The sequence below is a fragment of the Enterobacter vonholyi genome, from assembly GCF_008364555.1.
In the GTDB taxonomy this organism is placed as follows: Bacteria; Pseudomonadota; Gammaproteobacteria; order Enterobacterales; family Enterobacteriaceae; genus Enterobacter; species Enterobacter vonholyi.
The window spans coordinates 212537-239198 of record NZ_VTUC01000001.1; the positions used below are offsets into that span (position 1 = coordinate 212537).

At 57.8% G+C, this 26662-nt stretch carries 28 protein-coding genes; 18 read left to right on the top strand and 10 right to left on the bottom strand.

Translation table 11 applies throughout. The annotated features are described in order from the left end of the window. Positions 1-10: 10 nt before the first annotated feature. The 3 genes from fimC to fimA form a co-directional block, all read right to left on the bottom strand. Positions 11-703 carry a type 1 fimbria chaperone FimC gene (gene fimC / locus F0319_RS01025; RefSeq protein WP_115874399.1) on the bottom strand — a complete coding sequence of 231 codons (693 nt, stop codon included), beginning with the start codon at positions 701-703 and terminating at the stop codon, positions 11-13. A gap of 34 nt (positions 704-737) precedes the next feature. Beyond that, positions 738-1283 carry a type 1 fimbrial protein subunit FimI gene (gene fimI, locus F0319_RS01030; protein ID WP_111963365.1) on the bottom strand — a complete coding sequence of 182 codons (546 nt, stop codon included), beginning with the start codon at positions 1281-1283 and terminating at the stop codon, positions 738-740. A gap of 68 nt (positions 1284-1351) precedes the next feature. Beyond that, positions 1352-1915, bottom strand: coding sequence for a type 1 fimbrial major subunit FimA (gene fimA / locus F0319_RS01035; RefSeq protein WP_023310641.1), 564 nt, complete (start codon positions 1913-1915; stop codon positions 1352-1354). A gap of 310 nt (positions 1916-2225) precedes the next feature. Between fimA and folD the strand changes: the two genes are divergently transcribed. The 5 genes from folD (at position 2226) to F0319_RS01060 (ending at position 6724) form a co-directional block, all read left to right on the top strand. Next, positions 2226-3092, top strand: a complete 867-nt coding sequence (gene folD / locus F0319_RS01040) for a bifunctional methylenetetrahydrofolate dehydrogenase/methenyltetrahydrofolate cyclohydrolase FolD (RefSeq protein ID WP_008499332.1) — start codon at positions 2226-2228, stop codon at positions 3090-3092. Between the two features lies 1 nt (position 3093). Then, the gene (ybcJ, locus tag F0319_RS01045) at positions 3094-3306 is read left to right on the top strand and encodes a ribosome-associated protein YbcJ (RefSeq protein ID WP_023334767.1); all 213 of its coding nucleotides are present in this window, start codon (positions 3094-3096) and stop codon (positions 3304-3306) included. Positions 3307-3529: 223 nt separating this feature from the next. Beyond that, positions 3530-5029 carry a PTS transporter subunit EIIC gene (locus tag F0319_RS01050; protein WP_024906880.1) on the top strand — a complete coding sequence of 500 codons (1500 nt, stop codon included), beginning with the start codon at positions 3530-3532 and terminating at the stop codon, positions 5027-5029. Positions 5030-5112: 83 nt separating this feature from the next. Then, a complete protein-coding gene (malI, locus tag F0319_RS01055; RefSeq protein ID WP_090417966.1) occupies positions 5113-6129 on the top strand; it encodes a Mal regulon transcriptional regulator MalI in 1017 nt (338 codons plus the stop codon). A 73-nt stretch (positions 6130-6202) separates the two neighbouring features. Then, positions 6203-6724, top strand: coding sequence for a metal-dependent hydrolase (locus tag F0319_RS01060; RefSeq protein ID WP_149366087.1), 522 nt, complete (start codon positions 6203-6205; stop codon positions 6722-6724). Positions 6725-6816: 92 nt separating this feature from the next. On the opposite strand, the gene cysS is transcribed toward F0319_RS01060, so the two are convergent. Continuing rightward, on the bottom strand, positions 6817-8202 hold the full coding sequence (gene cysS / locus F0319_RS01065) for a cysteine--tRNA ligase (protein ID WP_149366088.1): 1386 nt from the start codon (positions 8200-8202) through the stop codon (positions 6817-6819). Between the two features lie 174 nt (positions 8203-8376). Here cysS and ppiB point away from each other — a divergent pair, with 174 nt between their 5' ends. The 6 genes from ppiB to mnmH all read left to right on the top strand — a co-directional run bounded on the left by ppiB (position 8377) and on the right by mnmH (position 12843). Then, positions 8377-8871 carry a peptidylprolyl isomerase B gene (ppiB, locus tag F0319_RS01070; protein WP_111963369.1) on the top strand — a complete coding sequence of 165 codons (495 nt, stop codon included), beginning with the start codon at positions 8377-8379 and terminating at the stop codon, positions 8869-8871. 3 nt (positions 8872-8874) lie between these two features. Further along, positions 8875-9597, top strand: coding sequence for a UDP-2,3-diacylglucosamine diphosphatase (lpxH, locus tag F0319_RS01075; protein WP_149366089.1), 723 nt, complete (start codon positions 8875-8877; stop codon positions 9595-9597). 136 nt (positions 9598-9733) lie between these two features. Next, complete coding sequence (locus F0319_RS01080) at positions 9734-9943, top strand: YdgH/BhsA/McbA-like domain containing protein (protein ID WP_149366090.1); 210 nt, start codon at positions 9734-9736, stop codon at positions 9941-9943. A gap of 171 nt (positions 9944-10114) precedes the next feature. Continuing rightward, positions 10115-10624 carry a 5-(carboxyamino)imidazole ribonucleotide mutase gene (gene purE / locus F0319_RS01085; RefSeq protein ID WP_014882834.1) on the top strand — a complete coding sequence of 170 codons (510 nt, stop codon included), beginning with the start codon at positions 10115-10117 and terminating at the stop codon, positions 10622-10624. After that, positions 10621-11688 (top strand): 5-(carboxyamino)imidazole ribonucleotide synthase, encoded by a 1068-nt coding sequence (gene purK / locus F0319_RS01090; protein WP_149366091.1) that lies wholly within the window; start codon positions 10621-10623, stop codon positions 11686-11688. The genes purE and purK overlap by 4 nt, the downstream gene beginning before the upstream one ends. Positions 11689-11772: 84 nt before the next feature. Continuing rightward, complete coding sequence (gene mnmH, locus F0319_RS01095) at positions 11773-12843, top strand: tRNA 2-selenouridine(34) synthase MnmH (protein ID WP_149366092.1); 1071 nt, start codon at positions 11773-11775, stop codon at positions 12841-12843. Between the two features lie 123 nt (positions 12844-12966). On the opposite strand, the gene F0319_RS01100 is transcribed toward mnmH, so the two are convergent. The 3 genes from F0319_RS01100 to ybbA form a co-directional block, all read right to left on the bottom strand. Next, on the bottom strand, positions 12967-14112 hold the full coding sequence (locus F0319_RS01100) for a porin (protein WP_111963373.1): 1146 nt from the start codon (positions 14110-14112) through the stop codon (positions 12967-12969). 184 nt (positions 14113-14296) lie between these two features. After that, positions 14297-16711 carry a putative ABC transporter permease subunit YbbP gene (gene ybbP, locus F0319_RS01105; protein ID WP_149366093.1) on the bottom strand — a complete coding sequence of 805 codons (2415 nt, stop codon included), beginning with the start codon at positions 16709-16711 and terminating at the stop codon, positions 14297-14299. Beyond that, positions 16708-17394 carry a putative ABC transporter ATP-binding protein YbbA gene (gene ybbA, locus F0319_RS01110; RefSeq protein WP_149366094.1) on the bottom strand — a complete coding sequence of 229 codons (687 nt, stop codon included), beginning with the start codon at positions 17392-17394 and terminating at the stop codon, positions 16708-16710. Before ybbA ends, ybbP begins: the two co-directional genes overlap by 4 nt. Here ybbA and tesA point away from each other — a divergent pair. Genes tesA through F0319_RS01125 form a run of 3 tightly spaced genes read left to right on the top strand, consistent with a single transcriptional unit; the run spans position 17365 to position 19700 of the window. Then, positions 17365-17988, top strand: a complete 624-nt coding sequence (gene tesA / locus F0319_RS01115; RefSeq protein ID WP_188035077.1) for a multifunctional acyl-CoA thioesterase I/protease I/lysophospholipase L1 — start codon at positions 17365-17367, stop codon at positions 17986-17988. The two genes, ybbA and tesA, sit on opposite strands and share 30 nt — an antisense overlap. 28 nt (positions 17989-18016) lie before the next feature. Then, positions 18017-18787 (top strand): SDR family oxidoreductase, encoded by a 771-nt coding sequence (locus F0319_RS01120; protein ID WP_149366096.1) that lies wholly within the window; start codon positions 18017-18019, stop codon positions 18785-18787. A gap of 58 nt (positions 18788-18845) precedes the next feature. Next, a complete protein-coding gene (locus tag F0319_RS01125) occupies positions 18846-19700 on the top strand; it encodes a co-chaperone YbbN (protein ID WP_023310624.1) in 855 nt (284 codons plus the stop codon). A 50-nt stretch (positions 19701-19750) separates the two neighbouring features. On the opposite strand, the gene fetB is transcribed toward F0319_RS01125, so the two are convergent. After that, positions 19751-20533 (bottom strand): iron efflux ABC transporter permease subunit FetB, encoded by a 783-nt coding sequence (fetB, locus tag F0319_RS01130; RefSeq protein WP_115874387.1) that lies wholly within the window; start codon positions 20531-20533, stop codon positions 19751-19753. Continuing rightward, a complete protein-coding gene (fetA, locus tag F0319_RS01135; RefSeq protein ID WP_149366097.1) occupies positions 20526-21197 on the bottom strand; it encodes an iron efflux ABC transporter ATP-binding subunit FetA in 672 nt (223 codons plus the stop codon). Before fetA ends, fetB begins: the two co-directional genes overlap by 8 nt. A gap of 143 nt (positions 21198-21340) precedes the next feature. Here fetA and F0319_RS01140 point away from each other — a divergent pair, with 143 nt between their 5' ends. The 3 genes from F0319_RS01140 to F0319_RS01150 are packed head-to-tail and all read left to right on the top strand — an operon-like array spanning position 21341 to position 23600. Then, on the top strand, positions 21341-22192 hold the full coding sequence (locus F0319_RS01140) for a hypothetical protein (protein WP_111963378.1): 852 nt from the start codon (positions 21341-21343) through the stop codon (positions 22190-22192). Positions 22193-22236: 44 nt separating this feature from the next. After that, the gene (locus tag F0319_RS01145) at positions 22237-23151 is read left to right on the top strand and encodes an SPFH domain-containing protein (RefSeq protein ID WP_008499312.1); all 915 of its coding nucleotides are present in this window, start codon (positions 22237-22239) and stop codon (positions 23149-23151) included. Further along, the gene (locus F0319_RS01150; RefSeq protein ID WP_032656590.1) at positions 23148-23600 is read left to right on the top strand and encodes an NfeD family protein; all 453 of its coding nucleotides are present in this window, start codon (positions 23148-23150) and stop codon (positions 23598-23600) included. Before F0319_RS01145 ends, F0319_RS01150 begins: the two co-directional genes overlap by 4 nt. On the opposite strand, the gene cueR is transcribed toward F0319_RS01150, so the two are convergent. Then, positions 23597-24007, bottom strand: a complete 411-nt coding sequence (gene cueR / locus F0319_RS01155) for a Cu(I)-responsive transcriptional regulator (RefSeq protein WP_021241620.1) — start codon at positions 24005-24007, stop codon at positions 23597-23599. The two genes, F0319_RS01150 and cueR, sit on opposite strands and share 4 nt — an antisense overlap. Before the next feature lie 108 nt (positions 24008-24115). On the opposite strand from cueR, the gene copA reads away from it, so the two are divergent. Beyond that, a complete protein-coding gene (gene copA, locus F0319_RS01160) occupies positions 24116-26614 on the top strand; it encodes a copper-exporting P-type ATPase CopA (RefSeq protein ID WP_149366098.1) in 2499 nt (832 codons plus the stop codon). The last annotated feature ends 48 nt before the right edge of the window (positions 26615-26662 follow it).

Consider the following 26662-nt stretch of genomic DNA (forward strand, 5'->3'; position numbering starts at 1 on the left):
CTGACTCTGCTCACAGGTTGACGCTGCGCGCCGGGGTGATGGCACCGTAGTCATTCACGCTCTGCCAGGAAAGCGTACCGCTGGCACCGGCTGGCAGCACCTGCTGAGACGAACTTTTCGGCGCAACCATCAGGTTGTCCAGCGTCTGCCCGCCCAGCTTCAGATTAACGAGCGTGATGTAATACGGCGACGCGTTGCTGACTTTGAGATGGTTGCCGGCGCGCTCAAACCGCAGCTGGGAAAGCGCCTCTTCCGGCTGCATCGCCAGGTTGTTCGGGCGCACAAACAGCTTGATGCGTGAAAGGATCGCCAGCTGCAGCACGTTATTGTTTTCCGTTTTCGCTTTGTTCACCGACGGGATCGCCTTCACGTTCATGTAAAAGAGCGATTCGCGATCGGCAGGCAGCGCCGGCCCGGCGTAAATAATACGCAGCGTGTTTTCGCTGTTCGGCTCGCTAACAAACAGGGGCGGAGTGACGGCAAACGTTTTTTCTTTTTGCCCGCTCGCATTTTCGATCCACGCGTTAATTAAATAACGTTCCTGTTTGTTGCTGTTGGTGATCGCCAGCGACGTTTGCTTCGCCTCTGCCGGATAAATAACGCGCGTGGCCCCCAGTGCAATACCGCCGGATGCATTTGCGCATGCAGAAACCATCATCAAAATAAACGATAAAAAAAGTCCTGGTTTAATTAGGGTATTCATCACAACCGTACCTTTAATAATGTGTTCGCAGGTGTTATGGATAAATCAACGTAAACCAGACATCCGACTGAATTTTGCCTGGCTCGAGATGTTCGGAAATAGCCCGATAGCGGGCGCTAAAATGGAACGCGAGCTCGCGGGTATCGACAGGCAGCCAGCTGACGGCCGTAGCGTTTGGGATTATCTGACGTTGCTGTTCGTCAAAGAGCGCCAGCCCGACGCCGCTGCTGACAGATGTTTCACCCGGCCGCGATGTCGCCAGAAAGACCTGCGGATCCTCTGCGGGCGTGACGCCCTGAAACTGGATCCCCACGGTGCGCGAAACATCAACGCTGCAGTCCAGCAGCCGTACGGTGAAAGGCACATTCACCGTGGAAAAACTGCCCACACCGGAAAATGAATTGGTTCGGTACTGGCCCATGTCGATGCGCATATTCTGGCTGTCGGGCGCCACGGCGCAGCCGCCGTTCACCAGTTCACCTCTGAGATGAACCTTGCCGCCTTCGATCACCACGGTATGCGCCGATGCCGGGCAAGCCATCGCAAGGGTTAACAGCAGTAGTGTTCCAGTCCTTGTCATCCTTCGTTCCTGGCATTAGCGTATGACGGGCCTCGTCCCTGAGGCCTGAACATCCCTGTGCGGAGGAATTATTCGTATTTCATTACGAAGGTGGCGTCAGCGTTCGCCTGGCCTGGCTCAGTGGTGGCAGCCGTTGATTTGTAACGCGCGGTGAACTTCAGGGTGTTCGTCCCTTCGATCAGCGTCTGCGCAGCAGAGAAGGTCGCGCCGTCCGGGGTCAGAACGCTGGATTTGCTGTCGAGGATCTCGATACCCACGCCTTTCGCGGTGTTGTCGTTGTTACCGGAGGTGACGGCCAGCAGGGTTTTGTCGGTTGGGTCGATCTGACCGGTGAACGCAACGGCTGCAGTTTTGGCAACCAGCGGATCGCAATCGTTCAGTTCAATGTTGAATGGGATATTAGAGGTGGTGTCGCCCACTTTGGTGAATTTCGCGGTACGATACTGACCCAGATTAACGGTCTGCTCGGAAGAATCAGTATTTACTGAACAAGCAGCATTAACCAGCTCACCTTTAAAATGTACGGTACCGCCATTTACGGAAACCGGCGCAGCAGGATCCGCTGCATTTGCGGCACCCGCAACCAGGGCCAAAGTTGCAATAACAGTAGAAGCAATGTTGCTGAGTTTCATGTCTATTCCTTTAAAATGTAAATAACCCTTCCCGCGAATAATCGGGAATAAGAAATACGTTCAATTGATGAATTGAAAGCTTATTTCGGAGGAGACAAAGTAGCTCAGTGCACGGTTTTTAAATATGTCAAAACGCTGCCATTTCGCCAGGTCACATCCTAATCCCGCCTAAGAAATTGACCATCCCTTAAGAAGGGTTTTTGCGTCACGCTGATAAAAACGCGTAAAGGGTGACTGACAGCGACGCTCGCTTCTGACAAAATACACGCCATCCCCCCTTTCAAACGTTACAGACGGAATCTTCTCTCTGATGGCAGCAAAGATTATTGACGGTAAAACGATTGCGCAGCAGGTGCGCTCTGAGGTCGCGGAAAAAGTGAAGGCGCGTAAAGCTGCCGGAAAACGCGCCCCCGGGCTGGCCGTTGTGCTGGTTGGCAGCAACCCGGCATCGCAAATTTATGTCGGCAGCAAGCGCAAAGCGTGTGAAGAGGTGGGCTTCGTCTCCCGCTCTTACGATTTGCCGGAAACCACCAGCGAAGCAGAACTGCTGGAACTTATTGACACCCTGAACGCCGATAAAGAAATCGACGGTATTCTGGTTCAGCTGCCGCTACCCGCTGGTATCGACAACGTGAAGGTGCTGGAGCGTATCGCACCGGATAAAGACGTGGACGGTTTCCACCCGTACAACGTTGGCCGCCTGTGCCAGCGTGCGCCGCGTCTGCGTCCTTGCACGCCACGCGGTATCGTGACGCTGCTTGAGCGTTATAATATCGACACCTACGGTCTGAATGCCGTGGTCATCGGCGCGTCCAACATCGTGGGCCGTCCGATGAGCATGGAGCTGCTGCTGGCCGGCTGCACCACCACCGTCACCCACCGCTTCACCAAAAACCTGCGCCACCACGTTGAGAACGCCGATCTGCTGATCGTCGCGGTCGGCAAGCCAGGCTTTATTCCTGGCGAGTGGATTAAAGAGGGTGCGATTGTCGTGGACGTCGGAATTAACCGTCTGGAAAACGGCAAAGTGGTCGGCGACGTGGTGTATGAAGATGCCGCCGCGCGCGCGTCTTACATTACCCCAGTACCGGGCGGCGTAGGCCCGATGACCGTAGCAACGCTGATTCAGAATACGCTGCAGGCGTGCGAAGAATATCACGACGTAGAGGACGCGTAAGATGGCGACTTTTTCATTAGGTAAACACCCGCACGTTGAGCTGTGCGACCTGCTCAAGCTGGAAGGCTGGAGCGAAAGCGGCGCACAGGCGAAAATCGTTATCGCCGACGGGCTGGTAAAAGTCGACGGCGTGGTAGAAACGCGCAAGCGCTGCAAGATTGTCGCGGGCCAGACCGTGAGCTTTGAAGGGCAAAGCGTAACCGTTACGGCCTGAGCCGTTTGATACCCTCTCCCACAGGGAGAGGGGATTTTAAATCCCCTCTCCCCCATCGCGGTTATTTATCGATCCACTTCAAATAATCACTATTTCATCTGTTGAAAAGTGAAAATTCAGTTGCGCGTTTTTCACTCTTTGCCCACGATAAGTAGAACGTTCTACTAAAACGTTCTACTTACAATAACAGCGCCAAAAAAAGCGCTACTCGGGGGAAATCAGCATGAGTCTGATATCAGGGTTTGTTAAATCGCTGTCTAAGTTATCGATGATTGGTCGCGCCTTAATGCTGCCAATTTCACTGCTTCCCGCTGCGGGCCTGCTGCTGGCCTTCGGCGATAAGTTCCATCTGCCGCTGATGATGAACGCGGGCGGGGTTATTTTTGATAACCTGCCAATGCTGTTTGCCATTGGCTCCGCCGTGGGTCTGGCGTCAGAATCCGGCATCGCGGCGCTGTCTGCGGCGGTATCGGTGTTTGTCACGAATATCACCATCAGCACCGTGCTGAGCATCACGCCGGAAATGGCCTCTCAGGGCGGGAAATACGCCATGGTGGTGGGCATTCCGACGCTGCAGATGGGCGTCTTCGGCGGCCTGATCTGCGGTATTCTCGCGGCCTGGTGCTATAACCGCTTCCACACCATGCAGCTTCCGGAATTCCTGGGCTTCTTCTCCGGCAAGCGCTTCGTGGCGATTGCAACGGCGTTCCTCTCGTTCCTGATGGGGCTGCTGCTGCCATACGTCTGGCAGCATATTCAGGCCGGTATCGACGCGCTCTCCGTGGTGGTGAACGGTGATAATCAGGCGGCGTCGACCTTTATCTTCGGTCTGGTAGAGCGCGCGCTGATCCCGCTCGGTCTGCACCATATCTGGTATCCGTCCTTCTGGTATTCGTTTGGGGATTACACCACCCAGGCAGGCCAGGTGATCCACGGCGACCAGACCATCTGGTTCAAGATGCTGGAAGAAGGGGTGAAATCCTTCAGCAGCGACACCTACCAGAACGCTGGTAAGTTCATGCAGGGTGAATTCCCGCTGATGCTGTTCGCGCTGCCTGCGGCATGCCTGGCGATGTATCACGAAGCCCATACGAAGAATAAAAAAATCGCGGCCGGTATTCTGTTCTCCGCGGCGCTGACCTGCTTCCTGACGGGGATCACCGAACCGGTTGAGTTTACCTTTATCTTCGTGGCGCCGATCCTGTACGTCTTTAACGCCATCATGGCGGGCCTGGCCTACATGACCATGTACCTGCTGCATGCGCATATCGCCAAGTCGTTCTCCGCGGGCTTTATCGACTATCTGTCATTCGGGATCCTGCCGTCCTTTAACGGCTACCAGACCCACTTCCTGAGCGCCATTATCATCGGCATTCCAATGGGCCTGATTTATTACTTCACGTTCCGCTTTGTGATCCGTCGTTTCGACGTGAAAACGCCGGGCCGCACTGAAGTGACCGCTAACGCGGATGAGAAATCGGATTCCGAACTCGCGACAGAGATCATCACCCTGCTGGGCGGTGCGCATAACATCGACTCCGTCGGCGCCTGTATCACCCGTCTTCGCCTGGAAGTGACAAAAAGCGAGGTGGTGGATAAAGACGGTCTGAACGGACTCGGCGCGCGCGGCGTGGTGTTTGTCGGCGACAACGGTATTCAGGTGATTTTCGGTGCCAGAGCACAGTTTATCGCCCAGACCATGTCCACCATGATCGGCAAATAATAAGATGCCTGAACGACACGTCTCCTGTACGCTGGGAGACGTGTTTTATCTGGCTGATAATCGGTAAATTTCAGGGAGCGGTTTTGAAGAAAGTCAGCATTATTGATGTCGCAAAGCACGCGGGCGTGTCGGTCTCAACCGTCTCGCTGGTGCTGCGCCAGAAAGGGAAAATCTCAGAGGCAACGATCGAGAAGGTCAACGCTGCCATCAATACGCTGGGCTATGTTCATAACGTTGCCGCTGCCAACCTCCGCGCCAATACGTCCAACCTGATTGGCCTGATCCTCCGTGACTTTAGCGACAGTTTCTCCATCAAGGTGATGGCGAGCATCGTTCAGGATCTCGAAAAACAGGGGTATATGGTTTTTCTCGGTCAGCCCCAGAACGACCATGACCATCTTGAGCGCTGCCTGCTGTCGTTTAAGCAGCAGGGCGTCGCCGGAGTTATCTATCTGGCCTCGGATACCCGCACGTCTACCCTGCCGGAACAGATTCGCCGCTGCCCGCTGCCGCTGGTGGTGGTCTCGCAGTCGCTGCTGGATGAAAAATGCAATCTGGTGATGCGCGATAACCGACAGGCGGCCAATCTGGCGGTGCGTTATCTTATCGAGCGCGGTCATCGCAATATCGCCTACATTGGCGGACGCGAAGGCTGCCTTATCCGCGAACAGCGCCTGCTCGGTTTTCGCAGCGCGATGGCGCAAAACGGGCTGGTCTGGCGCGATGAATACTCTCCGGCCTGCAGCGATGACACGCTGGCCGCGGGTTTCGCCACCCGCCAGTTGCTGGAAAAAAACAACACCATCACCGCCCTGCTCTGCCACTCGCCGGATGCCATGATCGGCTCTATCTCCGGTATTCATCAGGTCGGGCGTACGGTGGGTAAAGATGTCTTTCTGACGCAGCAGGTCGCGCTGGTCGGTTTCGAAGATATGCTCCACGTTAACCTCACCTCGCCATCGTTTACCTACGTCTCGTCCGCCAGCGAAGAGACGGGGCGTCAGGCGGCCGGGCTGATTATCCGCACGCTGAAGGAGCCGACGCTGCAAACCCAGCGCATTACGCTTTCCGGGCAGCTTATCGCTCGAGAATCGGCGTAAATTCAGAATTTCGCACAGGTTTTTTAGCGCGGGATGACTGCTATATTTCCATGATTTGCCATGGATAATCACAATGCCTACCGTTATTACGCACGCCGCTGTTCCGCTTTGCCTAGGCTTAGGCCTGGGAACCAAAGTGATTCCTCCCCGCCTGCTGTTTGCCGGGATTATCCTCGCCATGCTTCCGGATGCCGACGTGCTGGCATTTAAATTTGGCGTCGCGTACGGCAATGTTTTCGGCCACCGCGGCTTTACCCACTCCCTGCTGTTTGCCTTTGTAGTGCCGATACTTTGCGTGCTGACTGGACGACGTTGGTTCAGAACCAGCCTGACGCGATGCTGGCTGTTTTTAACCGTGTCACTGCTGTCGCACAGCCTGCTGGATTCGATTACCACGGGCGGGAAAGGCGTCGGCTGGCTGTGGCCGTGGTCTGATGAACGCTTCTTTGCGCCGTGGCAGGTGATTAAGGTGGCGCCGTTTGCGCTGTCGCGCTATACCACGCCGTACGGGCATGAGGTCATTATCTCGGAACTGCTGTGGGTGTGGCTGCCGGGGATCGTACTGATGGGGATGTTGTGGTGGAGGCGGAGGTAAAAGCAAAACGGCAACTCAAGTTGCCGTTTTTAGTGTTTGCACCCTCTCCCTGTGGGAGAGGGCTGGGGTGAGGGCATCAGCGCGCCCCAGACTTACTTACGGCGCCAGGTCGTTCCCTGCGGGCCGTCTTCCAGAATGATGCCCATCTCGGTCAGACGGTTGCGCGCCGCATCTGCCGCCGCCCAGTCCTTCGCCTGACGCGCTTCCAGACGCGCCTTGATCAACGCTTCAATCTCCGCCACTTCACCGTCGTCCGCCTGCGCACCGCTCTGCAGGAACGCGTCCGGCTCCTGCTCCAGCAGGCCGAGCACGGCAGAGAGCTTACGCAGATGTGACGCCAGCGCATTCGCGGCCGCCATATCCTCGGACTTCAGGCGGTTCACTTCGCGCGCCATGTCGAACAGCACGGAGTAGGCTTCCGGTGTGTTGAAGTCGTCGTTCATCACCTCAACGAAGCGAGCTTCGAACGCTTCGCCGCCTGCAGCAGGAACAGACCTGTCGGTACCGCGCAGCGCGGTATACAGGCGCTCCAGCGCCGAGCGCGCCTGTTTCAGGTTCTCTTCGCTGTAGTTCAGCTGGCTGCGATAGTGGCCGGACATCAGGAAGTAGCGAACGGTTTCCGCGTCGTAGTACTTCAGCACGTCGCGCACGGTGAAGAAGTTACCCAGCGATTTCGACATCTTCTCGCGGTCAACCATAACCATCCCGGAGTGCATCCAGTAGTTCACGTACTCGCCGCCGTGGGCGCAGGTAGACTGCGCAATTTCGTTTTCGTGGTGCGGGAACATCAGGTCCGAGCCGCCGCCGTGAATGTCGAAGTGTTTGCCCAGCTGTTTGCAGTTCATCGCGGAACATTCAATGTGCCAGCCCGGACGGCCTTCGCCCCACGGGGATGGCCAGCTTGGTTCACCCTCTTTGGACATTTTCCACAGCACGAAGTCCATCGGGTTACGCTTCACGTCAACCACGTCAACGCGGGCACCGGCCTGGAGCTGATCCAGATCCTGACGGGAAAGCGCACCGTAGGCGGGGTCCGTCGGCACGGAGAACATGACGTCGCCGTTGTCCGCAACGTAGGCATGACCGCGGGCGATCAGCTTTTCGGTAATCTCGATGATTTCGTGAATATGGTGGGTCGCGCGCGGCTCGCTGTCCGGACGCAGAATATTCAGGGCGTCGAAGTCTTTGTGCATCTCAGCGATCATGCGATCCACCAGCGCGACAAAGCTTTCGCCGTTTTCATTGGCGCGCTTGATGATCTTATCGTCGATGTCGGTGATGTTGCGCACGTATTTCAGGTTGTACCCCAGAAAACGCAGGTAGCGAGATACCACATCGAAGGCGACAAAGGTACGGCCATGGCCAATGTGACAGAGATCGTAAACCGTAATACCACACACGTACATGCCAACTTCCCCGGCATGGATAGGTTTAAATTCCTCTTTTTGGCGCGTCATTGTATTAAAGATTTTTAACATCGAAGATTCCATGTAAACACGTGTGTGGTTGAAAACCGGCTATTCTACCCGTAATTCAAACCCGAAGCAGCACACAATGCAAGGTGATCGCATCCTGTGGTTATGCTATAACAAGCCCCTATAGATGACCCGAAGGCGGGTCGACGTACCACAATAACGGAACAGGATGCAAAAATGGTTACTTTCCACACTAATCATGGCGATATCGTAATCAAAACCTTTGATGACAAAGCGCCTGAAACAGTTAAAAACTTCCTGGACTACTGCCGCGAAGGTTTCTACAACAACACCATTTTCCACCGCGTGATCAACGGTTTTATGATCCAGGGCGGCGGTTTCGAACCTGGCATGAACCAGAAAGCCACCAAAGAAGCGATCAAAAACGAAGCGAACAACGGCCTGAAAAACACCCGCGGCACGCTGGCGATGGCGCGTACTCAGGCACCTCACTCTGCTACCGCGCAGTTCTTCATTAACGTGGCTGACAACGACTTCCTGAACTTCTCCGGCGAAAGCCTGCAGGGTTGGGGCTACTGCGTATTCGCAGAAGTGGTTGAAGGTATGGACGTGGTTGACAAGATCAAAGCCGTCGCTACTGGCCGCAGCGGTATGCACCAGGACGTTCCTAAAGAAGACGTTGTGATTACAAGCGTGACCGTCAGCGAGTAATTGGTGGCGACACTCTTTATTGCAGATCTGCATCTGCAAACAGAAGAACCGGCGATTACCGCCGGTTTTCTGCGTTTTTTACGCGGTGAAGCGAAAAGCGCCGATGCGCTGTACATCCTGGGCGACCTGTTTGAAGCCTGGATTGGCGACGACGACCCTAACCCGCTGCACAGTGAAATGGCCGCCGCCATTCACGCGCTGGTAGATTCCGGCGTCCCCTGCTACTTCATTCACGGCAATCGTGATTTCCTGATCGGCAAGCGCTATGCCCGCGAAAGCGGCATGACGCTGCTGCCGGAAGAACGGGTACTCAATCTCTATGGCCGCAAGGTCCTGATCATGCACGGCGACACGCTCTGCACCGACGATACCGGCTACCTGGCGTTTCGCGCCAAGGTCCACACCCCGTGGATCCAGAAGGTGTTCCTTGCCCTGCCGCTGTTTATCCGCAACCGTATCGCCGCCAGAATGCGCGCAGGCAGCAAAGCCGCCAACAGCAGCAAATCCATGACCATCATGGACGTGAATCCGCAGGCCGTGGTGAGCGTGATGGAAAAGCATGGCGTTCAGTGGTTGATCCACGGTCATACCCATCGTCCAGACGTCAATTCCCTTATCGCCAACGGCGAACCGGCCCATCGCGTGGTGTTGGGTGCCTGGCACACTGAAGGCTCCATGGTCAAAGTCACGCCAGAGGGCGTCGAGCTGATCGCTTTCCCGTTTTAACCCCCTCAAAATCATTCTATTTTTTTGAACAATATCGGCAAATTGTTTCGATTTTAATCCGCCCGTGGTCGGCCTATCATTTATCACATCAGGGCCACACGCCCTATCCCAGACAAAACACTTAAGGAATACGACCATGAAATCCATCAAAACTTTCGTTGCAGTTACGGCTCTCTCCCTGGTTTCTTTCGGTTCTTTCGCGCAGAGCGTGAGCGCAACCGCCTCTACCCTTGACCGCGCAGAAGCGAAAATCGCTGCACAGGCTGCTGAACAGGGTGCGTCTTATAAAATCACCAGCGCGAAGGTCGATAATCGCGTGTATATGACCGCAGAACTGACGAAATAATGATTGCCCCTCGACGAAAACAGACCGCCAGAATGCGGTCTGTTTTGTTATGAATTGTCGGCAACAACGGCTCAAGATTTAACCGCGCAACCGTTTTCCTTGCCCGTATAACATGCTATTCTCTGTGCCCTCGAAAGCAGTGTGTTTCGCACCACAGGAGTTTTAAGACGCATGTCTTCCCGCAATAATCCGGCGCGTGTCGCCATCGTGATGGGGTCCAAAAGCGACTGGGCTACCATGCAGTTCGCCGCCGAAATCTTTGAAATCCTGAATGTTCCGCACCACGTTGAAGTGGTCTCCGCGCACCGTACGCCTGACAAACTGTTCAGCTTCGCAGAAAGCGCCGAAGAGAACGGTTATGAGGTGATCATTGCCGGCGCGGGCGGCGCAGCACATCTGCCGGGCATGATTGCCGCCAAAACCCTGGTACCGGTTCTGGGCGTCCCGGTACAAAGCGCCGCGTTAAGCGGTGTGGATAGCCTCTACTCTATCGTCCAGATGCCGCGCGGTATTCCTGTCGGCACGCTGGCTATTGGCAAAGCGGGTGCCGCCAATGCCGCCCTGCTGGCTGCGCAGATCCTGGCGACACACGATAAAGCGTTGCATCAGCGTCTGGCGGAGTGGCGTAAAGCCCAGACCGACGAAGTGCTGGACAATCCAGACCCGCGGGGTGCGGCATGAAGCAGGTTTGCGTCCTCGGTAATGGCCAGTTAGGCCGCATGCTGCGTCAGGCCGGTGAACCTCTGGGGATTGCCGTCTGGCCCGTCGGGCTGGACGCCGAACCGGAAGCCGTCCCATTCCACCAGAGCGTGATCACCGCCGAGATCGAACGCTGGCCGGAGACCGCTCTGACCCGCGAGCTGGCGCGTCACAACGCTTTTGTTAACCGCGACGTGTTCCCAATCATTGCCGACCGTCTGACGCAAAAGCAGCTGTTCGACAAGCTCGGTCTGCCGACCGCACCGTGGCAGCTCCTGTCCGATAAAAGCGAGTGGAACGACGTCTTCGCCATGCTGGGCGAGCTGGCGATCGTGAAGCGCCGCGTGGGCGGCTACGACGGCCGCGGCCAGTGGCGCCTGCGCGCAAACGACACCGCCGAGCTGCCGGACGACTGCTACGGCGAATGCATCGTTGAGCAGGGCATTAACTTCAGCGGTGAAGTCTCGCTGGTTGGCGCGCGCGGGCATGACGGCCGCACGGTGTTTTATCCGCTGACGCATAACCTGCATCAGGACGGCATTCTGCGCACCAGCGTCGCCTTCCCGCACGCCAATGCTGACCAGCAGGCGCAGGCGGAAGAGATGCTCTCTGCCATCATGCACGAGCTGGGCTACGTGGGCGTCATGGCGATGGAGTGTTTTGTGACGCCGTCTGGTCTGCTAATCAACGAGCTGGCACCGCGCGTGCACAACAGCGGCCACTGGACGCAAAATGGCGCGTCCATCAGCCAGTTCGAACTGCACCTGCGCGCCATCACCAACCTGCCGCTGCCGCAGCCGGTGGTCAATAGCCCGTCGGTGATGATCAACCTGATCGGCACCGATCTGAACTACGACTGGCTGAAGCTGCCGCTCGTGCATCTGCACTGGTATGACAAAGAGGTTCGCGAGGGTCGTAAGGTCGGTCACCTTAACCTGAACGACAGCGACACGGGCCGCCTGAGCGCCACCCTGGAAGCCATGATCCCTCTCCTGCCGCCGGAATACGCGAGCGGTATTGTCTGGGCACAGTCAAAGCTCAAGTAAGACATCTGCGCCGGGGAGTTGACCTTCCCCTTCCCCGGCGTAAAATCCCCGCCCATTGCTGCTGAGTTTTCTTCTGGAATAACCATGAACGATGGAACGGACTATCGCGCGATCCTCGCGTCTGATACCCCTTTAATCGACGTTCGCGCGCCGATCGAATTTGCCCAGGGCGCGATGCCTGCGGCGATCAACCTGCCTTTAATGAACGACGACGAGCGCGCGGCCGTCGGCACCTGCTATAAACGCCAGGGCCCCGAGGCCGCGCTGGCGCTCGGCCATCGCCTGGTGAACGGCGACACGCGTGAAGCACGCATCAACGCCTGGCGGGAAGCCAGCCTTGCCCATCCTGAGGGCTTTCTCTGCTGCGCGCGCGGCGGCCAGCGCTCGCATATCTCGCAGGCCTGGCTGAAAGAGGCGGGTATCGACTACCCGCTGATCCGCGGCGGCTATAAGGCCCTGCGCCAGACGGCGATTCAGGTGACCATTGAGCAGTCGCAAAAGCCGATGGTGCTTATTGGCGGCTGTACCGGGAACGGTAAAACCCTGCTGGTGAAGCAGCACGCGCAGGGTATCGATCTGGAAGGGCTGGCGCACCATCGCGGTTCGTCGTTTGGCCGCACGCTCACGCCGCAGCTTTCCCAGGCCAGCTTTGAAAATCACCTTGCGGCTGAGCTCCTGAAAAAAGACGCCGCACGCTGGGTGCTGGAAGACGAAGGCCGGATGATTGGCTCCAACCACCTGCCGGAGTGCCTGCGCGACCGCATGGTTGAAGCCCCTATCGTGGTGGTCGAGGATCCGTTTGAGATCCGTCTTGAACGGCTGCGCGAAGAGTATTTCGACCACATGTGGGCGGATTTTTCTGCGGCCTACGGTGAAGAAGCGGGATGGAAAGAATACAGCGAGTACCTGCATCACGGCCTGTTCGCCATTCGTCGCCGCCTGGGGCTACAGCGGTATGCAGAATTCACCGTGCTGTTAGATTCCGCGCTGCTGGAACAGCAACGATCTGGCCGCACGGACGCGCACTTCAGCTGGCTTGCGCCGCTGCTGAACGACTATTACGACCCGATGTACGGCTATCAGCTGGAGAAAAAGGCGGAGAAAATTGTCTATCGCGGGACGTACGGCGAGGTCGCTGACTGGCTTAATCGCTGAAAAAAAGCCGGGTGGCGAGGTAAAAGCAAAACGGCAACCTGGGTTGCCGTTTTTAATGTTTTTTCCCTCTCCCCGTGGGAGAGGGTCAGGGTGAGGGCATCAGGCCGCACCCTACAACACGGCTTAGAAGTCGTAACGCAGACGCACCAGGTTCATGTCGCCCAGGTTGTCGGTGCTGGAAGTGAACACGTGTTCGTAATCCACGCGGAAACCGTAATCCAGCTGGAAGCTGATACCCACGCCGTTGTCGATGCGCTGGTAGTTACGGCCGTTCACGTAGTCAATACGGTCGCCCATGAAGTAAGGCTGGATGGATTTCACCGCGTACTGACCGACTGGGAATTTGTAACCTGCGAAGTACTCAATACCCCACGCGTCGCCCGCAAAGTAGTCGTTAACAGACACTTTTTTGGTGGTCATGAAGTTCTGGTACCAGCCGCCGCCAACGGAGAAGGTCCAGTTGTCCGGGGTCCAGCTCAGCGCAGTACCGAGGATGTTCTGGTCATAGGTTTTGCTGTCGCCGTTGTCCGGATTACGCATATCCGCGCGGGTGTAGTTCCACGCGGCGCCCCAGGTCAGATCGGTGGTCAGGTGGTAATCCAGACCCAGCGAGCCGCCGCCTTTACGCTTGTAGCGCAGGCCGTTGCCCGGCAGGTATTCGCTGTCTTCAAACAGGTAAGATGCGTAGATGTCAGCATCGCCCACGGTTTTCTTATATTTCAGCATCTTACGTGAACGGTAAGAACCGTCGTAATCGCCTTTGATCCCGTTACCCGGCGCCTGACCGATCATGTCGTAGTCCCAGATATCGGTTTTCGCACCCACCACATCATAGTAAACGCTGTTCTGTTGGCCGAAGGTCAGCGTACCCCAGGTGTCGCTCTTCAGACCGGTGTAGAGCATACGACGCGTCGTGTCGTGGTCGCTCTCGCTGTAGTGGTTATCCCAGTTGAACATTGCAGGGAAGTTCACGCCCAGCTCGTAGTAGCTTACCCAGCTGATGTCATCAAACAGGTAGTAATCTGCTGCGAAACGGAAACGGGTACCGCCGTCAAAACCGTTACGCTTGTAGCTGTTTTTACCGTCGTCGCCGGTCATGTTCTGGAACTGAGGACGAATGCTGCCGCCAACGGTGAAGTTCAGGCGGCTCAGCGGGTTACCCGCCTGAGGATCCTGCTTAAGAACCGTGATTTCCGCCTGAGAAGCGAAGGTAGTCAATGCCACTGCCGCGCCGATCGTTACCGCCAGCGCTGATTTTTTTATAGTCATTATTTTTCCCTTAATAGACACGCTGCTAAATATTTAGCGGGTGAATATTAACTGGAAATAATCGGGCCGTGTGGTCGGTTTTTTAATGTTTTGTGCTACTAAATGAGTGGGTATTATCACTTTGTGCCATTTTAATACTACGCGCCGGAATTAAAAACCGACGCGTAATTATCACAGTGCTAAATCAACTGGCAAACTGACGGAACAGGGCTTTGCCCTTTAACAGCCGCGTGCCGAGCCAGCCTCCGCAGAGAGAAAGCAGCGCAGCGCCGCACAGAGGCAGGATCAACCAAAGACGCCAGTCAGGCTCCCACGGGAAGTCGAAGACCTTTGTCTGCAGCACCGCCAGCGCCGTCTCTGCGCCAATGGCCGCCACCAGACCGGCCACCAGCCCCAGCAGCGCAAACTCGCTCCAGAGCGTCATTCGCAGCAGCCGCTTTCCGGCCCCCAGCGTGCGGTAAACCACCAGCTCCTGATGGCGCTGGCGCATGCCCACCTGCACCTGGGCCAGCAGCAACAGCACGCCGCAGATCGTTACCAGCACCACCATGACCTCCAGCGCGCGGCTTACCTGCTCCAGCACCTGCCCCACCTGTTTGAGGATCGCGCCGATATCCAGCAGGCTGACCGTCGGAAACTCCCGGTTAAGCTGGGTCAGCATGCCGTTGCCGTTCTCCCAGCGGAAGCTGGTCAGCCAGCTCTGCGGCTGCCCGTCCAGCGCCCCCGGGGGGAAGATAAAGAAGAAGTTGGGCCGCAGGCTCTCCCAGTCCACCTTACGCAGGCTGGTGACCTTCGCGGTGAAATCCTGCGTATCGCCTGTGAAGGTGACGCTGTCCCCCAGCTTCACGTTCAGGCGCGTCGCCAGCCCCTCCTCCATCGACACCTCCCCCGCTTTTGGCGGCCAGGTGCCGGCGGTTATCGGGTTGTGGTCAGGGCGTTTCTCCTGCCAGGTCAGGTTCAGCTCGCGGTTAAGCGACTCGTCCTTGTTCCCCTCCGTTGGCTGCCAGTTGATCTGCGTCAGACGCGCACGCACGATGGGGTAGAACGACTCGGGAATAATGTGATGCTCCGCCAGGAAGCCCTTCAGCGGCGTAACCTGCTCAGGCGCGATATTGATCAGGAAATAGTTCGGGCTTTCCGGTGGAAGCTGCTGCTGCCAGCGATCGAGCAGATCGCCGCGCAGCACCAGCAGCAGCGCCAGCAGCATAAACGAAAGCGAGAACGCCGACAGCTGGCTGAGCGTAGACCAGGGCTGGTGCAGCAGTCGGTTGACCGCCAGGCGCACGGGCAGCGATTTTACCGTCACCCTTTTCAGGAGGTTGAGTAGGATCCAGCCCAGCACACCGCACAGCAGCGCCAGCACAACCGCCCCGGCCAGCACCGCCCACAGCAGCGTGCTGCCCCCCATCAGCCACGCCAGCAGCCCCACCGCCACCGCAATAATCACCGGAAGGTAGAACTTCAGCGGCCAGACGTTCGCCACCACATCGTTACGGAGCACGCGCAGCGGCTGCGTGGCGAGCAGCAGGCGGTAGGGTCGGAGCCCCACCAGCACCGAGATCACCGTCATCGCGCCCATCGCCCACAGCCACGGCCAGGGGCTGGCAGGCGGCAATGCGGCAGGGAGCACCGGTTTCAGCATCACCATCAGCAGTTTTTCAAACAGCAGCCCCATTATGCCGCCGGTCAGCGCCGACAGAACCAGAAGCATCAGCCACTGGCCGACAATCAGCTTGCGCAGCTGCGCCCGGCCCGCCCCCAGGGTTTTGAGGATCGCCACCAGGTCGTAGCGGCTGCGGCAGTAGTGCCCCATCGCCACGGCCACCGCCGCCACCGCCAGCAGCAGGGTTAACAGTGCCGACAGCAGCAGGAACTGCTGAGAGCGCTCCAGAGATTTACCGAGCGCCCCCTCGTCCTGCTCCAGCCCGAACCAGCGGTGTTCCGGTTTGAGCTGCGGCAGTAGCCATTTTTCATACGCGGCAAGCTGGGCGGGCGTGCCGCCAAACTTATAGCGCCAGGTGACGCGGCTGCCCGGCTGTACGGCATGGGTGGCCGCGACATCCGCGGTGTTCATCAGCAGGCGAGGCGCAAGCTGGAACGGGTTAAACCCAGAGTCAGGCTCCTGCACCACTTCTCCGGCGATTTTCAGCGTGGCGTCGCCCACGTCGATACTGTCTCCAGGTTTCAGGTTCAGCAGCGCCATCAGACGCGATGCCAGCAGCACCGTACCGGGCGTCGGCTTTAATCCCGGCGGGCTGGTCTGTAAGTCACCGTACATCGGGTAGATATCATCGACGGCCTTGACGCTCGCCAACTGCGGCGTGTCGCCCGCGAAGGTCATGGTCTGGAAGGTGATTTGTTCCCCCACCTTCAGCCCTTCTTTGCGCGCTGCTTCAATCCAGCCCGACGGCACGGGGCGGGAGCTTTCCAGCGCCCTGTCTCCCGCCATAAACTCTCGGCTCTGCTGGCTGAGCCCTTTTTCCATGCGGTCACTGACGCTGCCGAGCGCCAGCACGCAGGCCACCGCCAGGCTGAGCGCCAGCCAGACAATCAGCAGCGAGGGCGAGCGCCACTCGCGCCAGAACCAGCGGGTAATCATGCTTCCTCCTGCAGAACACCGTTGACCAGCCGCAGGCGACGGTCGCAGCGCGCCGCGAGCTGCGGATCGTGGGTCACGAGGACAAGCGTAGTGCCGTGCTCGCGGTTGAGCGAAAATAGCAGGTCGGCAATCCGGTCTCCGGTTTTACGGTCAAGGTTGCCGGTAGGCTCATCGGCAAACAGCACCTCAGGGCGGCCGTTAAACGCGCGGGCCAGCGCCACGCGCTGCTGCTCACCGCCGGAAAGCTGGGCGGGAAGATGGTCGAGACGTTTACCCAGACCGAGCTGCTCCAGCAGCGCCTTCGCGTGAGCGCGGCTTTCACGGCTATTTTCACCGCGCAGCAGCGCCGGGAGCTCAACGTTTTCCAGGGCGTTCAGGGTCGGGATCAGCATAAAGGACTGAAAGACAAAACCAACGTGACGCGCGCGCAGCGCGGCCCGCGCCTCTTCATCAAGCTGATGCAGCGGCTGCCCGACAAGGTGGACCTCGCCGCTGCTGCCGTCGTCCAGACCGGCTAAAATCGCCAGCAGCGTGGACTTGCCGGAACCGGATTCGCCAATCAGCGCAATAGTTTCAGCGCGTTTGACAACGAGTTCAACTCCAGTAAGGATGGAAAGCTCGTGTTCCCCCTGACCGACGGACTTCTTAAGATGATGAACTTCAACACTGTTTTCCGCTGGCATTTGCCCTTCCTGTTTTTGATTCTGATGACCTTCCGCGCGGCGGCAGCGGACACGTTACTGGTTCTCGGCGACAGCCTGAGCGCAGGCTATCGCATGGCGGCCAGCGCGGCCTGGCCCGCCCTGCTCAATGACAAATGGCAGAGCAAGACCGCTGTAATCAACGCCAGCATCAGCGGCGATACCTCGCAGCAGGGCCTGTCGCGCCTGCCTGCGCTGCTCAAACAGCATCAGCCACGGTGGGTGCTGGTTGAGCTTGGCGGTAATGATGGCCTGCGCGGTTTCCAGCCTCAGCAAACCGAGCAAACGCTGCGTACCATTTTGCAGGACATCAAGGCGGCAAACGCCCAGCCGCTGCTGATGCAAATTCGCCTGCCCGCCAACTACGGTCGTCGGTATAATGAGGCCTTTAGCGCGATCTACCCTAAGCTTGCCAAAGAGTTTGATATTCCGCTGCTGCCATTTTTCATGGAAGAGGTCTATCTCAAACCCGAGTGGATGCAAGACGACGGGATCCACCCCAATCGCGATGCGCAGCCGTTTATTGCCGACTGGATGGCAACGCGGCTGGCTCCTTTAGTTAAACATGACTCCTGATTAAGCGGAGATCCTGACAGGTAAAGTTATGCAAAAATCGGTCTTAATTACAGGATGTTCGAGTGGAATCGGCCTGGAAAGCGCGCTCGAACTGAAGCGCCAGGGGTTTCGGGTTCTGGCGGCCTGTCGCAAATCTGACGACGTCGAACGCATGAACGGCCTGGGCTTTACCGGCGTGCTGCTGGATATGGACTCGCCGGAAAGCGTTGAGCGCGCCGCCGATGAGGTGATCGCGCTGACCGGTAATCGTCTGTACGGGCTGTTTAATAATGCCGGCTACGGCGTGTATGGCCCGCTGGATACGCTCTCCCGCGAAACGCTGGAGAAGCAGTTTTCAACCAATTTCTTCGGCGTGCATCAGCTCACCATGCGTCTGCTCCCCGCGATGCTGCCGCACGGTGAAGGGCGCATCGTGATGACGTCATCGGTGATGGGACTGATTTCCACCCCGGGCCGCGGCGCCTATGCCGCCAGCAAATATGCGCTGGAGGCCTGGTCCGACGCCCTGCGCATGGAGTTACGCCACAGCGGCATTAAGGTCAGCCTGATTGAGCCCGGCCCGATCCGCACCCGCTTTACCGAAAACGTGAACCAGACGCAGGCGGATAAACCGGTCGAAAATCCCGGCATCGCCGCGCGTTTTACCCTCGGGCCAGAGGCGGTGGTGGCCAAAGTGCGCCATGCTTTTGAGAGTGAACATCCCAAAATGCGCTATCCGGTAACACTGGTCACCCATGCCGTAGGCTGGTTAAAACGCCTGCTGCCCGGCCGGATAATGGACAAAATTTTAAACGGTTGAGTTGAAGCGCCGACGCGCATCCCCATGTAAAGAACAAACCGACAAAAGAGAAAGCCGCATGTCCGTACAGAATATCGTCAATATCACAGAAGCTAACCTGCAACAGACTCTTGAACAGTCGATGACCAAACCGGTCCTGTTCTACTTCTGGTCTGAACGCAGCCAACACTGCCTGCAGCTGACGCCGGTGCTGGAAAGCCTTGCCGCCCAGTACAACGGTCAGTTCATTCTCGCCAAGCTGGACTGCGACGCCGAGCCGATGGTAGCGTCTCAGTTTGGCCTGCGCGCCATCCCTACCGTCTATCTGTTCCAGAACGGCCAGCCTGTTGACGGTTTCCAGGGGCCGCAGCCGGAAGAGGCGATTCGCGCCCTGCTGGATAAAGTGCTGCCGCGCGAAGAAGAGCTGAAAGCGCAGGAAGGCATGGCGCTGATGCAGGAAGGCAAATACGACGAAGCGCTGCCGCTGCTCAAAGAGGCGTGGCAGCTGTCGAATCAGAACAGCCAGATTGGCCTGCTGCTGGCGGAAACGCAGATCGCCCTGCACCGCTCAGAAGACGCGGAAGCCGTACTCAAAACGGTTCCGCTCCAGGATCAGGACACCCGCTATCAGGGGCTGGTTGCACAAATTGAGCTCCTGAAGCAGGCGGCGGACACCCCGGAAATTCAGCAGCTGCAGCAGCAGGTAGCCGACAACCCGGCAGATGCCGCGCTGGCAAGCCAGCTTGCGCTGCAGCTGCATCAGGTGGGGCGTAACGAAGAAGCGCTTGAGCTGCTTTTCAGCCATCTGCAAAAAGATTTAGCCGCCGCAGACGGTCAGGCGCGCAAGATGTTCCAGGAGATCCTGGCCGCGCTGGGCACCGGAGACGCGCTGGCGTCGAAGTATCGTCGTCAGCTTTACGCGCTGTTGTATTGATAAAAAAGCCCGGTGGCGGCTTCGCCTTACCGGGCCTGGAAATGCCGATATTACCCCGTCTTTTTCAACTGCGTCACCACCAGCTGGTGGCGCGCGTTGTAGAACTTCCGATAGGTCAGGTAGCAGGCAATGATGGTCGACAGGCTTGCCGTGGAAAGCAGCATAAACGTCACCATGATCTGATACTTAATCGCTTTTACCGGATCGATACCGGCAAAAATCAGCCCCGACATCATGCCCGGCAGGCTCACAAGCCCCACCGTTTTGGCGGAATCCACGGTCGGGATCAGCGATGAGCGAATGCTCTCGCGAATCAGCCGCGCCGAGGCCACTTTAGGCGTCGCCCCCAGGCTTAGTTTTTCCTGCAGCTGCTGCTGTTCGCTGCTGAAACGCTGGCCGAGATTGTTGTAACAGAGCCCAACGGCCACCATCGCGTTCCCCGCAATCATCCCCGAGATAGGGATAACCTGCATCGGCGTAAACTCAATCGAGCCGGAGAGCACCAGCACCGCCAGCGTGAGCGCCGTTCCGGTGGTAATCGCGATAAACGATGAAACAAACGCCTTATCAATGTATTTACTGCGCTTTTGCGCATTCCACGCCGCGTTAAAGCAGATAAAGAGCACCATCAGCAGCGTCAGCACCGCGTGGTTAACGTTGAAGATATACTTCAGCACATAGCCGACGATGATGAGCTGAACCACCGCGCGGCAGATACTCCACACGATATCTTTTTCCAGCCCCAGCTTTTCCCGGTAGCTGACCACAATCGCAATCAGCACCAGCACCATCGAAAAGGCCAGAGATTCGTTGGTAATGTTATGTTCACCCACGGTTTGCCTCCTGCATTTTTCCGCCGCGCGGCTGGAGCGTAATCACGTCATCCGCATGGGTTATTTCGTTAGCGTCGTGCGTCACCCACAGCACGGCAATGTTCTGCTCCCGGGCGTAACGATGAATAATCTCGTTAACGTTGCGCTTGTTGACGTCATCGAGCGCGCTGGTGATTTCGTCCAGCAACAACACCTTCGGTAAAAACTGCAGGTTGCGGATCAGCGAGACCCGCTGCTTTTCGCCGCCCGACAGCGCGTTGATGGATTTTGTCAGCGTCTCCTGCGCCAGGCCAAAGCGGGCCAGATCGTTGATAAACTGTTCCGGCTCCGGCGTTTTATTGCGAATCTGCCACGGGAAAATCAGGTTGTCGTAAACCGTATCGCCAAAAAGCACGGGCGTTTGCACGCAGTACGAGACCTGCTGGCGATAGCTTTCCGGGGAAAGCGACGCGATATCCTCGCCTTCAAACAGAATGGCTCCCTCCGTCGGGCTGAGGAGTGACGCCACAATCTTCAGCAGCGTGCTTTTCCCACAGCCTGAGGGACCCGTGATTAATTTAAACTCGCCCGGCGACAGGCTAAACCCGACGTGCTGCAGGATCGTGTTTTCCCCGACTCGAAACCCGACGTCCCTGAGATGCAAAAGGTTTTTTTTATCGTTCATTGCGCTTCCGTTAACCGCTTCGTGTAATAACCGCCTGTAGCATAATCCTTTCGCCCGCACAGCGCGAATAGCCTCACGCTGAAGCAAGTGTTAAACTTTTTGTTTATAAATTGTCACCACCATCACTACAGGAAGTATGCAGCATGGCACATATCTTTTATGAGTTTCCTTCCCTGAAGCCTGGTGTTCCTGATGTCGAAACATTAATGGAAGTCATCAAATCGTCGGAACTCACGCGTTTTGTGATAGGTGCAGAGGTGGTCGATTTTGTTAAGAAGGCGCTCATCGTGAACACCACGATCGGCAGCTTCAAAAATTGCTATTTCGCCTTCGACAACGGGACACACTTCCTTGAATTTGACGGTAAAGGCAAATCAAAACGCTTCAATGAAGTGCCGGACTGGTTCGTCTCTCCGGCGGAATTTTCACGCACACAGTGGCTTATCAACCACGATCTTGCGGATGTGAAAGCCACCCGGTTCATTGAGGTCCTGATGTCCTACCCGCTGAAAGCGCGCCGTGCGCACTGTAATTTGTTATTCGGGCTGGAGCTGGAAAAGGTGAATGCGGTTCCGGCCGCGGCGTCAGCGGCAGGCAAAATCGGCAATAAAAACGGTAAAACGACCAAACCCCGCGTCACCGATCTGGGATCGTTCGAGCTGTTCAGCCAGTTCTTTGCGCGCATGAAAACCGCCGTGCAGGCCGATGAGTTCCCTACCCTGCAGATCCTGACGGGCATGGATAACCTGGCAAAAGCGCCGCATAATTTAAAGCAGGGCATCAGAACCTGGTTTAAAGCCATCGCGGGCGACCTTCCACCGAATAACAAACGCGTTGAGGCGGGAAATGCCGTTCTGTTCTGCGCCCCCATTCGCGAACAGATCCAGCGCATCGAAGCGCTGGGGCTGGAGAATTACTACCAGGGATTATCCAAAGCCATTGCCGAAGCGGGTGATGGCTTCATCTCTGACTTTACCTATACTTACGAGCAATAAACACACACTTTCACTCATCACGGCATGCAAAACAGGAGGTTTTTATGCTTATCGTTGTTCCCGTCCTTATTTTCGTTGCGCTGGTTATCGTGGGCGCTGGCGTCAAAATTGTCCCTCAGGGTTATCAGTGGACCGTCGAGCGTTTCGGCCGTTACACCAACACGCTCCAGCCCGGCTTAAGCCTGATTGTCCCGTTCATGGACAGAATCGGCCGCAAGATCAATATGATGGAACAGGTGCTGGACATTCCTTCCCAGGAAGTGATCTCAAAGGATAACGCCAACGTCACCATCGACGCCGTGTGCTTTATTCAGGTGATTGACGCGCCGAAGGCGGCCTATGAGGTCAGCAATCTGGAGCTGGCGATCGTCAACCTGACGATGACCAACATCCGTACCGTGCTCGGCTCGATGGAGCTGGACGAGATGCTTTCCCAGCGCGACAGCATCAACACCCGCCTGCTGCACATTGTTGATGAGGCCACCAACCCGTGGGGGATCAAAGTTACCCGTATTGAGATCCGCGACGTGCGTCCGCCGGCGGAGCTGATCGCCTCCATGAACGCCCAGATGAAGGCCGAGCGAACCAAGCGCGCCTACATTCTGGAAGCCGAAGGGGTACGCCAGGCGGAGATCCTCAAAGCGGAAGGGGAAAAACAGTCACAGATCCTGAAAGCGGAAGGCGACCGTCAGTCCGCGTTTTTGCAGGCGGAAGCGCGTGAACGTTCCGCCGAAGCGGAAGCCCGCGCCACCCAGATGGTGTCCGAGGCGATTGCCGCCGGTGATATCCAGGCCGTGAACTACTTTGTTGCGCAAAAATATACCGACGCGCTGAAAGAGATCGGCTCCGCGAACAACAGCAAAGTGGTGATGATGCCGCTGGACGCCAGCAGCCTGATGGGCTCTATCGCGGGCATAGCCGAACTGATCAAGGACAGCGGAAACGAGCGTAAAAAATGATTGAGCTGATTGTTGCACATCCTCACGCCTTCTGGCTAAGCCTCGGCGGCTTATTGCTGGCGGCGGAGATGCTGGGCGGCAACGGCTACCTGCTCTGGAGCGGTGTTGCCGCCGTCATTACGGGTCTTCTGGTCTGGATCCTTCCCCTGGACTGGGCGTGGCAGGGCGCGCTGTTCGCCGCGCTGACGCTGGTGGCCGCCTGGCTGTGGTGGCGCTGGCTTAACCGGCGGGTCAAAGAGCAGAAACCGGTCGACGCCCACCTTAACCAGCGCGGACAGCAGATTGTCGGCAAGCGTTTTACGCTCGACACCGCGCTGGTGAACGGACGCGGACACATGCGGGTGGGCGACAGCTCGTGGCCGGTGGTGGCCGACGATGACCTCAGCGCCGGCACGCGGGTGGAGGTCATTGCCGTGGAAGGCATTACCCTGCGGGTGAAAGCCTGCTAAGCGTGGGTTTTACGGTGGCAGCAGCCGGCAAGATTATCGATAATCGGGCAGTCGGCGCTGTCATCCCCCGGACAGGAGTCCGCGAGCTGCAGCAGCTGTTCGCGCATCGCCTGCAGCTCGACGATGTGGCGTTCAATTTCGGCCACTTTTTCCAGCGTGCGTTTTTTCACGTCGGCGCTGTGACGCTTCGGATCGTTGAACAGGTTAACCAGCTCGCCGCACTCTTCCAGATTAAACCCAACCTGTCTTGCCTGGCGAAGCAGCGTCAGCTCATCCAGATGCAGCTGCGTGTAGCTGCGGTAGCCGTTTTCACTGCGCAGCGGCGGCGTGACCAGCCCCTTCTCTTCATAAAAGCGGATCGCTTTGCTGGTTAAGCCGGTTTTTTTTGCCACGTCACTGATATTCACATTTCCCCCTTGACCTTCCCCTTGATGGAAGGTTTAACCTTCATAACAGTTAGCGAAAAGCGTTACTCCGGTCAACAACTGACCAATATATTATACGGGAGTTTTGTTATGTCTCACACTATCGACCTGACGCTGGACGGCCTCTCCTGCGGCCACTGCGTCAAACGCGTTAAAGAAAGCCTGGAACAGCGCCCTGATGTGGAAAGCGCTGACGTGACTATCGATCATGCGGCCGTGACCGGCAGCGCCAGCGCGGATGCGCTGATTGATACTATCAAGCAGGCCGGTTACGGGGCGGAGTTAAGCCACCCAAAGGCTAAACCGCTGGCAGAGTCATCATCCCCGTCGGAAGCACTGACAGCGGCCACTCCTGAGCTTCCGGCAGCGGATGATATTGATGACAGCCAACAGCTGCTGATCAACGGCATGAGCTGCGCCAGCTGCGTCTCCCGGGTACAAAACGCCCTGCAGGCGGTACCGGGCGTCGCCCAGGCACGGGTCAATCTTGCGGAGCGTACTGCGCTGGTGATGGGCAGCGCCTCCGCCGCAGAGTTAGTGCAGGCCGTTGAGAAAGCGGGCTACGGCGCGGAGGCCATCGAAGACGATGCCGAGCGTCGCGAGCGCCAGCAGGAAACGGCTATCGCCACCATGAAGCGCTTCCGCTGGCAGGCGATTGTCGCCCTGCTGGTGGGTATTCCGGTGATGGTGTGGGGCATGATGGGTGACAATATGATGGTCACCGCTGACAACCGCACCCTGTGGCTGGCGATCGGTCTGATTACCCTGGCGGTGATGGTATTCGCAGGCGGTCATTTCTATACCAGCGCCTGGAAGAGCCTGAAAAACCGCACCGCGACGATGGATACGCTGGTTGCGCTCGGTACCGGCGCGGCGTGGCTCTATTCGATGAGCGTGAACGTCTGGCCACAGTGGTTCCCGATGGAAGCGCGGCATCTCTATTATGAAGCGAGCGCGATGATTATCGGCCTGATCAACTTAGGCCATATGCTGGAAGCCCGCGCCCGCCAGCGCTCCTCGAAAGCGCTGGAAAGGTTGCTTGATTTAACCCCGCCGACGGCCCGCGTGGTCACGGACGAGGGAGAAAAGAGCGTTCCGCTGGCCGAGGTTCAGCCCGGCATGACGCTGCGTCTGACCACGGGGGACCGCGTTCCCGTTGACGGTAAGATAACCCAGGGCGAAGCCTGGCTGGATGAAGCGATGCTGACCGGGGAGCCTATTCCCCAGCAGAAATCCGATGGCGACGCCGTGCATGCCGGTACGGTCGTGCAGGACGGCAGCGTGCTGTTCACCGCCAGCGCCGTCGGCAGCCACACCACGCTGTCGCGTATTATCCGCATGGTGCGCCAGGCGCAAAGCAGCAAGCCGGAGATTGGCCAGCTTGCTGATAAAATCTCGGCCATTTTTGTGCCGGTGGTGGTCGGTATTGCCCTGCTGAGCGCGGCGATCTGGTATGTTTTCGGCCCGGCGCCGCAGATTGTGTATACCCTGGTAATCGCCACCACGGTGCTGATCATCGCCTGTCCTTGCGCCCTGGGCCTCGCGACGCCGATGTCGATTATCTCCGGCGTAGGCCGCGCGGCCGAATTTGGCGTACTGGTGCGGGACGCGGACGCGCTGCAGCGGGCCAGCACCCTGGACACGCTGGTGTTTGATAAAACCGGCACGCTGACCGAAGGTAAACCACAGGTGGTCGCCGTTACGACCGCTGGCATTACCGAAGAAGAGGCGCTGCGGCTTGCCGCCGCGCTGGAGCAAGGCTCAAGCCATCCGCTGGCGCGCGCCATTCTCGATAAAGCGAATGCGTCTGCCCTGCCGCAGGTGAGCAATTTCCGCACCCTGCGCGGGCTCGGCGTGAGCGGTGAAGCAGAAGGTCACGCGCTGCTGCTGGGCAATCAGGCGTTGCTCAATGAAAACGGTATTGATACCGCCGCGCTGGAAAACGAGCTGAAGGCGCAGGCGTCACAGGGCGCCACCCCGGTTCTGCTGGCGGTGGATGGCAAAGCCGCCGCGCTGCTGGCCGTGCGCGATCCGCTTCGCCAGGACAGCGTGGATGCCTTACAGCGCCTGCACCGTGCGGGCTACCGTCTGGTGATGCTGACCGGGGATAACCCGACCACTGCCAACGCCATCGCAAAAGAAGCCGGTATTGATGAGGTCATTGCAGGCGTACTGCCGGACGGCAAAGCGGACGCCATCAAGAAACTGCAACGTCAGGGCCGTGAGGTGGCGATGGTCGGCGACGGCATTAACGATGCCCCGGCGCTGGCCCAGGCGGACGTAGGGATCGCTATGGGCGGCGGGAGCGATGTCGCCATCGAAACCGCTGCCATCACGCTGATGCGCCACAGCCTGATGGGCGTTGCCGACGCGCTGGCCATTTCAAAAGCCACGCTGCGCAACATGAAGCAGAACCTGCTGGGGGCGTTTATCTATAACTCGCTCGGCATCCCGATTGCTGCCGGCATTTTGTGGCCGCTGACCGGCACGCTGCTTAACCCGGTGGTCGCGGGTGCGGCAATGGCGCTCTCCTCCATCACCGTGGTCAGCAACGCCAATCGGCTGTTGCGGTTTAAACCGAAGGATTGAACCTTGTACCCGTACGCGCTAGCATGAACCTTTCCGTTTATGGAGCGC

Excerpts from the sequence above, each read along its gene's own strand:
- fimC (WP_115874399.1), bottom strand. The coding sequence starts at position 703 with ATGAATACCCTAATTAAACCAGGACTTTTTTTATCGTTTATTTTGATG.
- fimI (WP_111963365.1), bottom strand. The coding sequence starts at position 1,283 with ATGACAAGGACTGGAACACTACTGCTGTTAACCCTTGCGATGGCTTGC.
- fimA (WP_023310641.1), bottom strand. The coding sequence starts at position 1,915 with ATGAAACTCAGCAACATTGCTTCTACTGTTATTGCAACTTTGGCCCTG.
- folD (WP_008499332.1), top strand. The coding sequence starts at position 2,226 with ATGGCAGCAAAGATTATTGACGGTAAAACGATTGCGCAGCAGGTGCGC.
- ybcJ (WP_023334767.1), top strand. The coding sequence starts at position 3,094 with ATGGCGACTTTTTCATTAGGTAAACACCCGCACGTTGAGCTGTGCGAC.
- F0319_RS01050 (WP_024906880.1), top strand. The coding sequence starts at position 3,530 with ATGAGTCTGATATCAGGGTTTGTTAAATCGCTGTCTAAGTTATCGATG.
- F0319_RS01060 (WP_149366087.1), top strand. The coding sequence starts at position 6,203 with ATGCCTACCGTTATTACGCACGCCGCTGTTCCGCTTTGCCTAGGCTTA.
- cysS (WP_149366088.1), bottom strand. The coding sequence starts at position 8,202 with ATGTTAAAAATCTTTAATACAATGACGCGCCAAAAAGAGGAATTTAAA.
- ppiB (WP_111963369.1), top strand. The coding sequence starts at position 8,377 with ATGGTTACTTTCCACACTAATCATGGCGATATCGTAATCAAAACCTTT.
- F0319_RS01080 (WP_149366090.1), top strand. The coding sequence starts at position 9,734 with ATGAAATCCATCAAAACTTTCGTTGCAGTTACGGCTCTCTCCCTGGTT.
- purE (WP_014882834.1), top strand. The coding sequence starts at position 10,115 with ATGTCTTCCCGCAATAATCCGGCGCGTGTCGCCATCGTGATGGGGTCC.
- purK (WP_149366091.1), top strand. The coding sequence starts at position 10,621 with ATGAAGCAGGTTTGCGTCCTCGGTAATGGCCAGTTAGGCCGCATGCTG.
- mnmH (WP_149366092.1), top strand. The coding sequence starts at position 11,773 with ATGAACGATGGAACGGACTATCGCGCGATCCTCGCGTCTGATACCCCT.
- F0319_RS01100 (WP_111963373.1), bottom strand. The coding sequence starts at position 14,112 with ATGACTATAAAAAAATCAGCGCTGGCGGTAACGATCGGCGCGGCAGTG.
- ybbP (WP_149366093.1), bottom strand. The coding sequence starts at position 16,711 with ATGATTACCCGCTGGTTCTGGCGCGAGTGGCGCTCGCCCTCGCTGCTG.
- tesA (WP_188035077.1), top strand. The coding sequence starts at position 17,365 with ATGAACTTCAACACTGTTTTCCGCTGGCATTTGCCCTTCCTGTTTTTG.
- ybbA (WP_149366094.1), bottom strand. The coding sequence starts at position 17,394 with ATGCCAGCGGAAAACAGTGTTGAAGTTCATCATCTTAAGAAGTCCGTC.
- F0319_RS01120 (WP_149366096.1), top strand. The coding sequence starts at position 18,017 with ATGCAAAAATCGGTCTTAATTACAGGATGTTCGAGTGGAATCGGCCTG.
- F0319_RS01125 (WP_023310624.1), top strand. The coding sequence starts at position 18,846 with ATGTCCGTACAGAATATCGTCAATATCACAGAAGCTAACCTGCAACAG.
- fetA (WP_149366097.1), bottom strand. The coding sequence starts at position 21,197 with ATGAACGATAAAAAAAACCTTTTGCATCTCAGGGACGTCGGGTTTCGA.
- F0319_RS01140 (WP_111963378.1), top strand. The coding sequence starts at position 21,341 with ATGGCACATATCTTTTATGAGTTTCCTTCCCTGAAGCCTGGTGTTCCT.
- F0319_RS01145 (WP_008499312.1), top strand. The coding sequence starts at position 22,237 with ATGCTTATCGTTGTTCCCGTCCTTATTTTCGTTGCGCTGGTTATCGTG.
- F0319_RS01150 (WP_032656590.1), top strand. The coding sequence starts at position 23,148 with ATGATTGAGCTGATTGTTGCACATCCTCACGCCTTCTGGCTAAGCCTC.
- copA (WP_149366098.1), top strand. The coding sequence starts at position 24,116 with ATGTCTCACACTATCGACCTGACGCTGGACGGCCTCTCCTGCGGCCAC.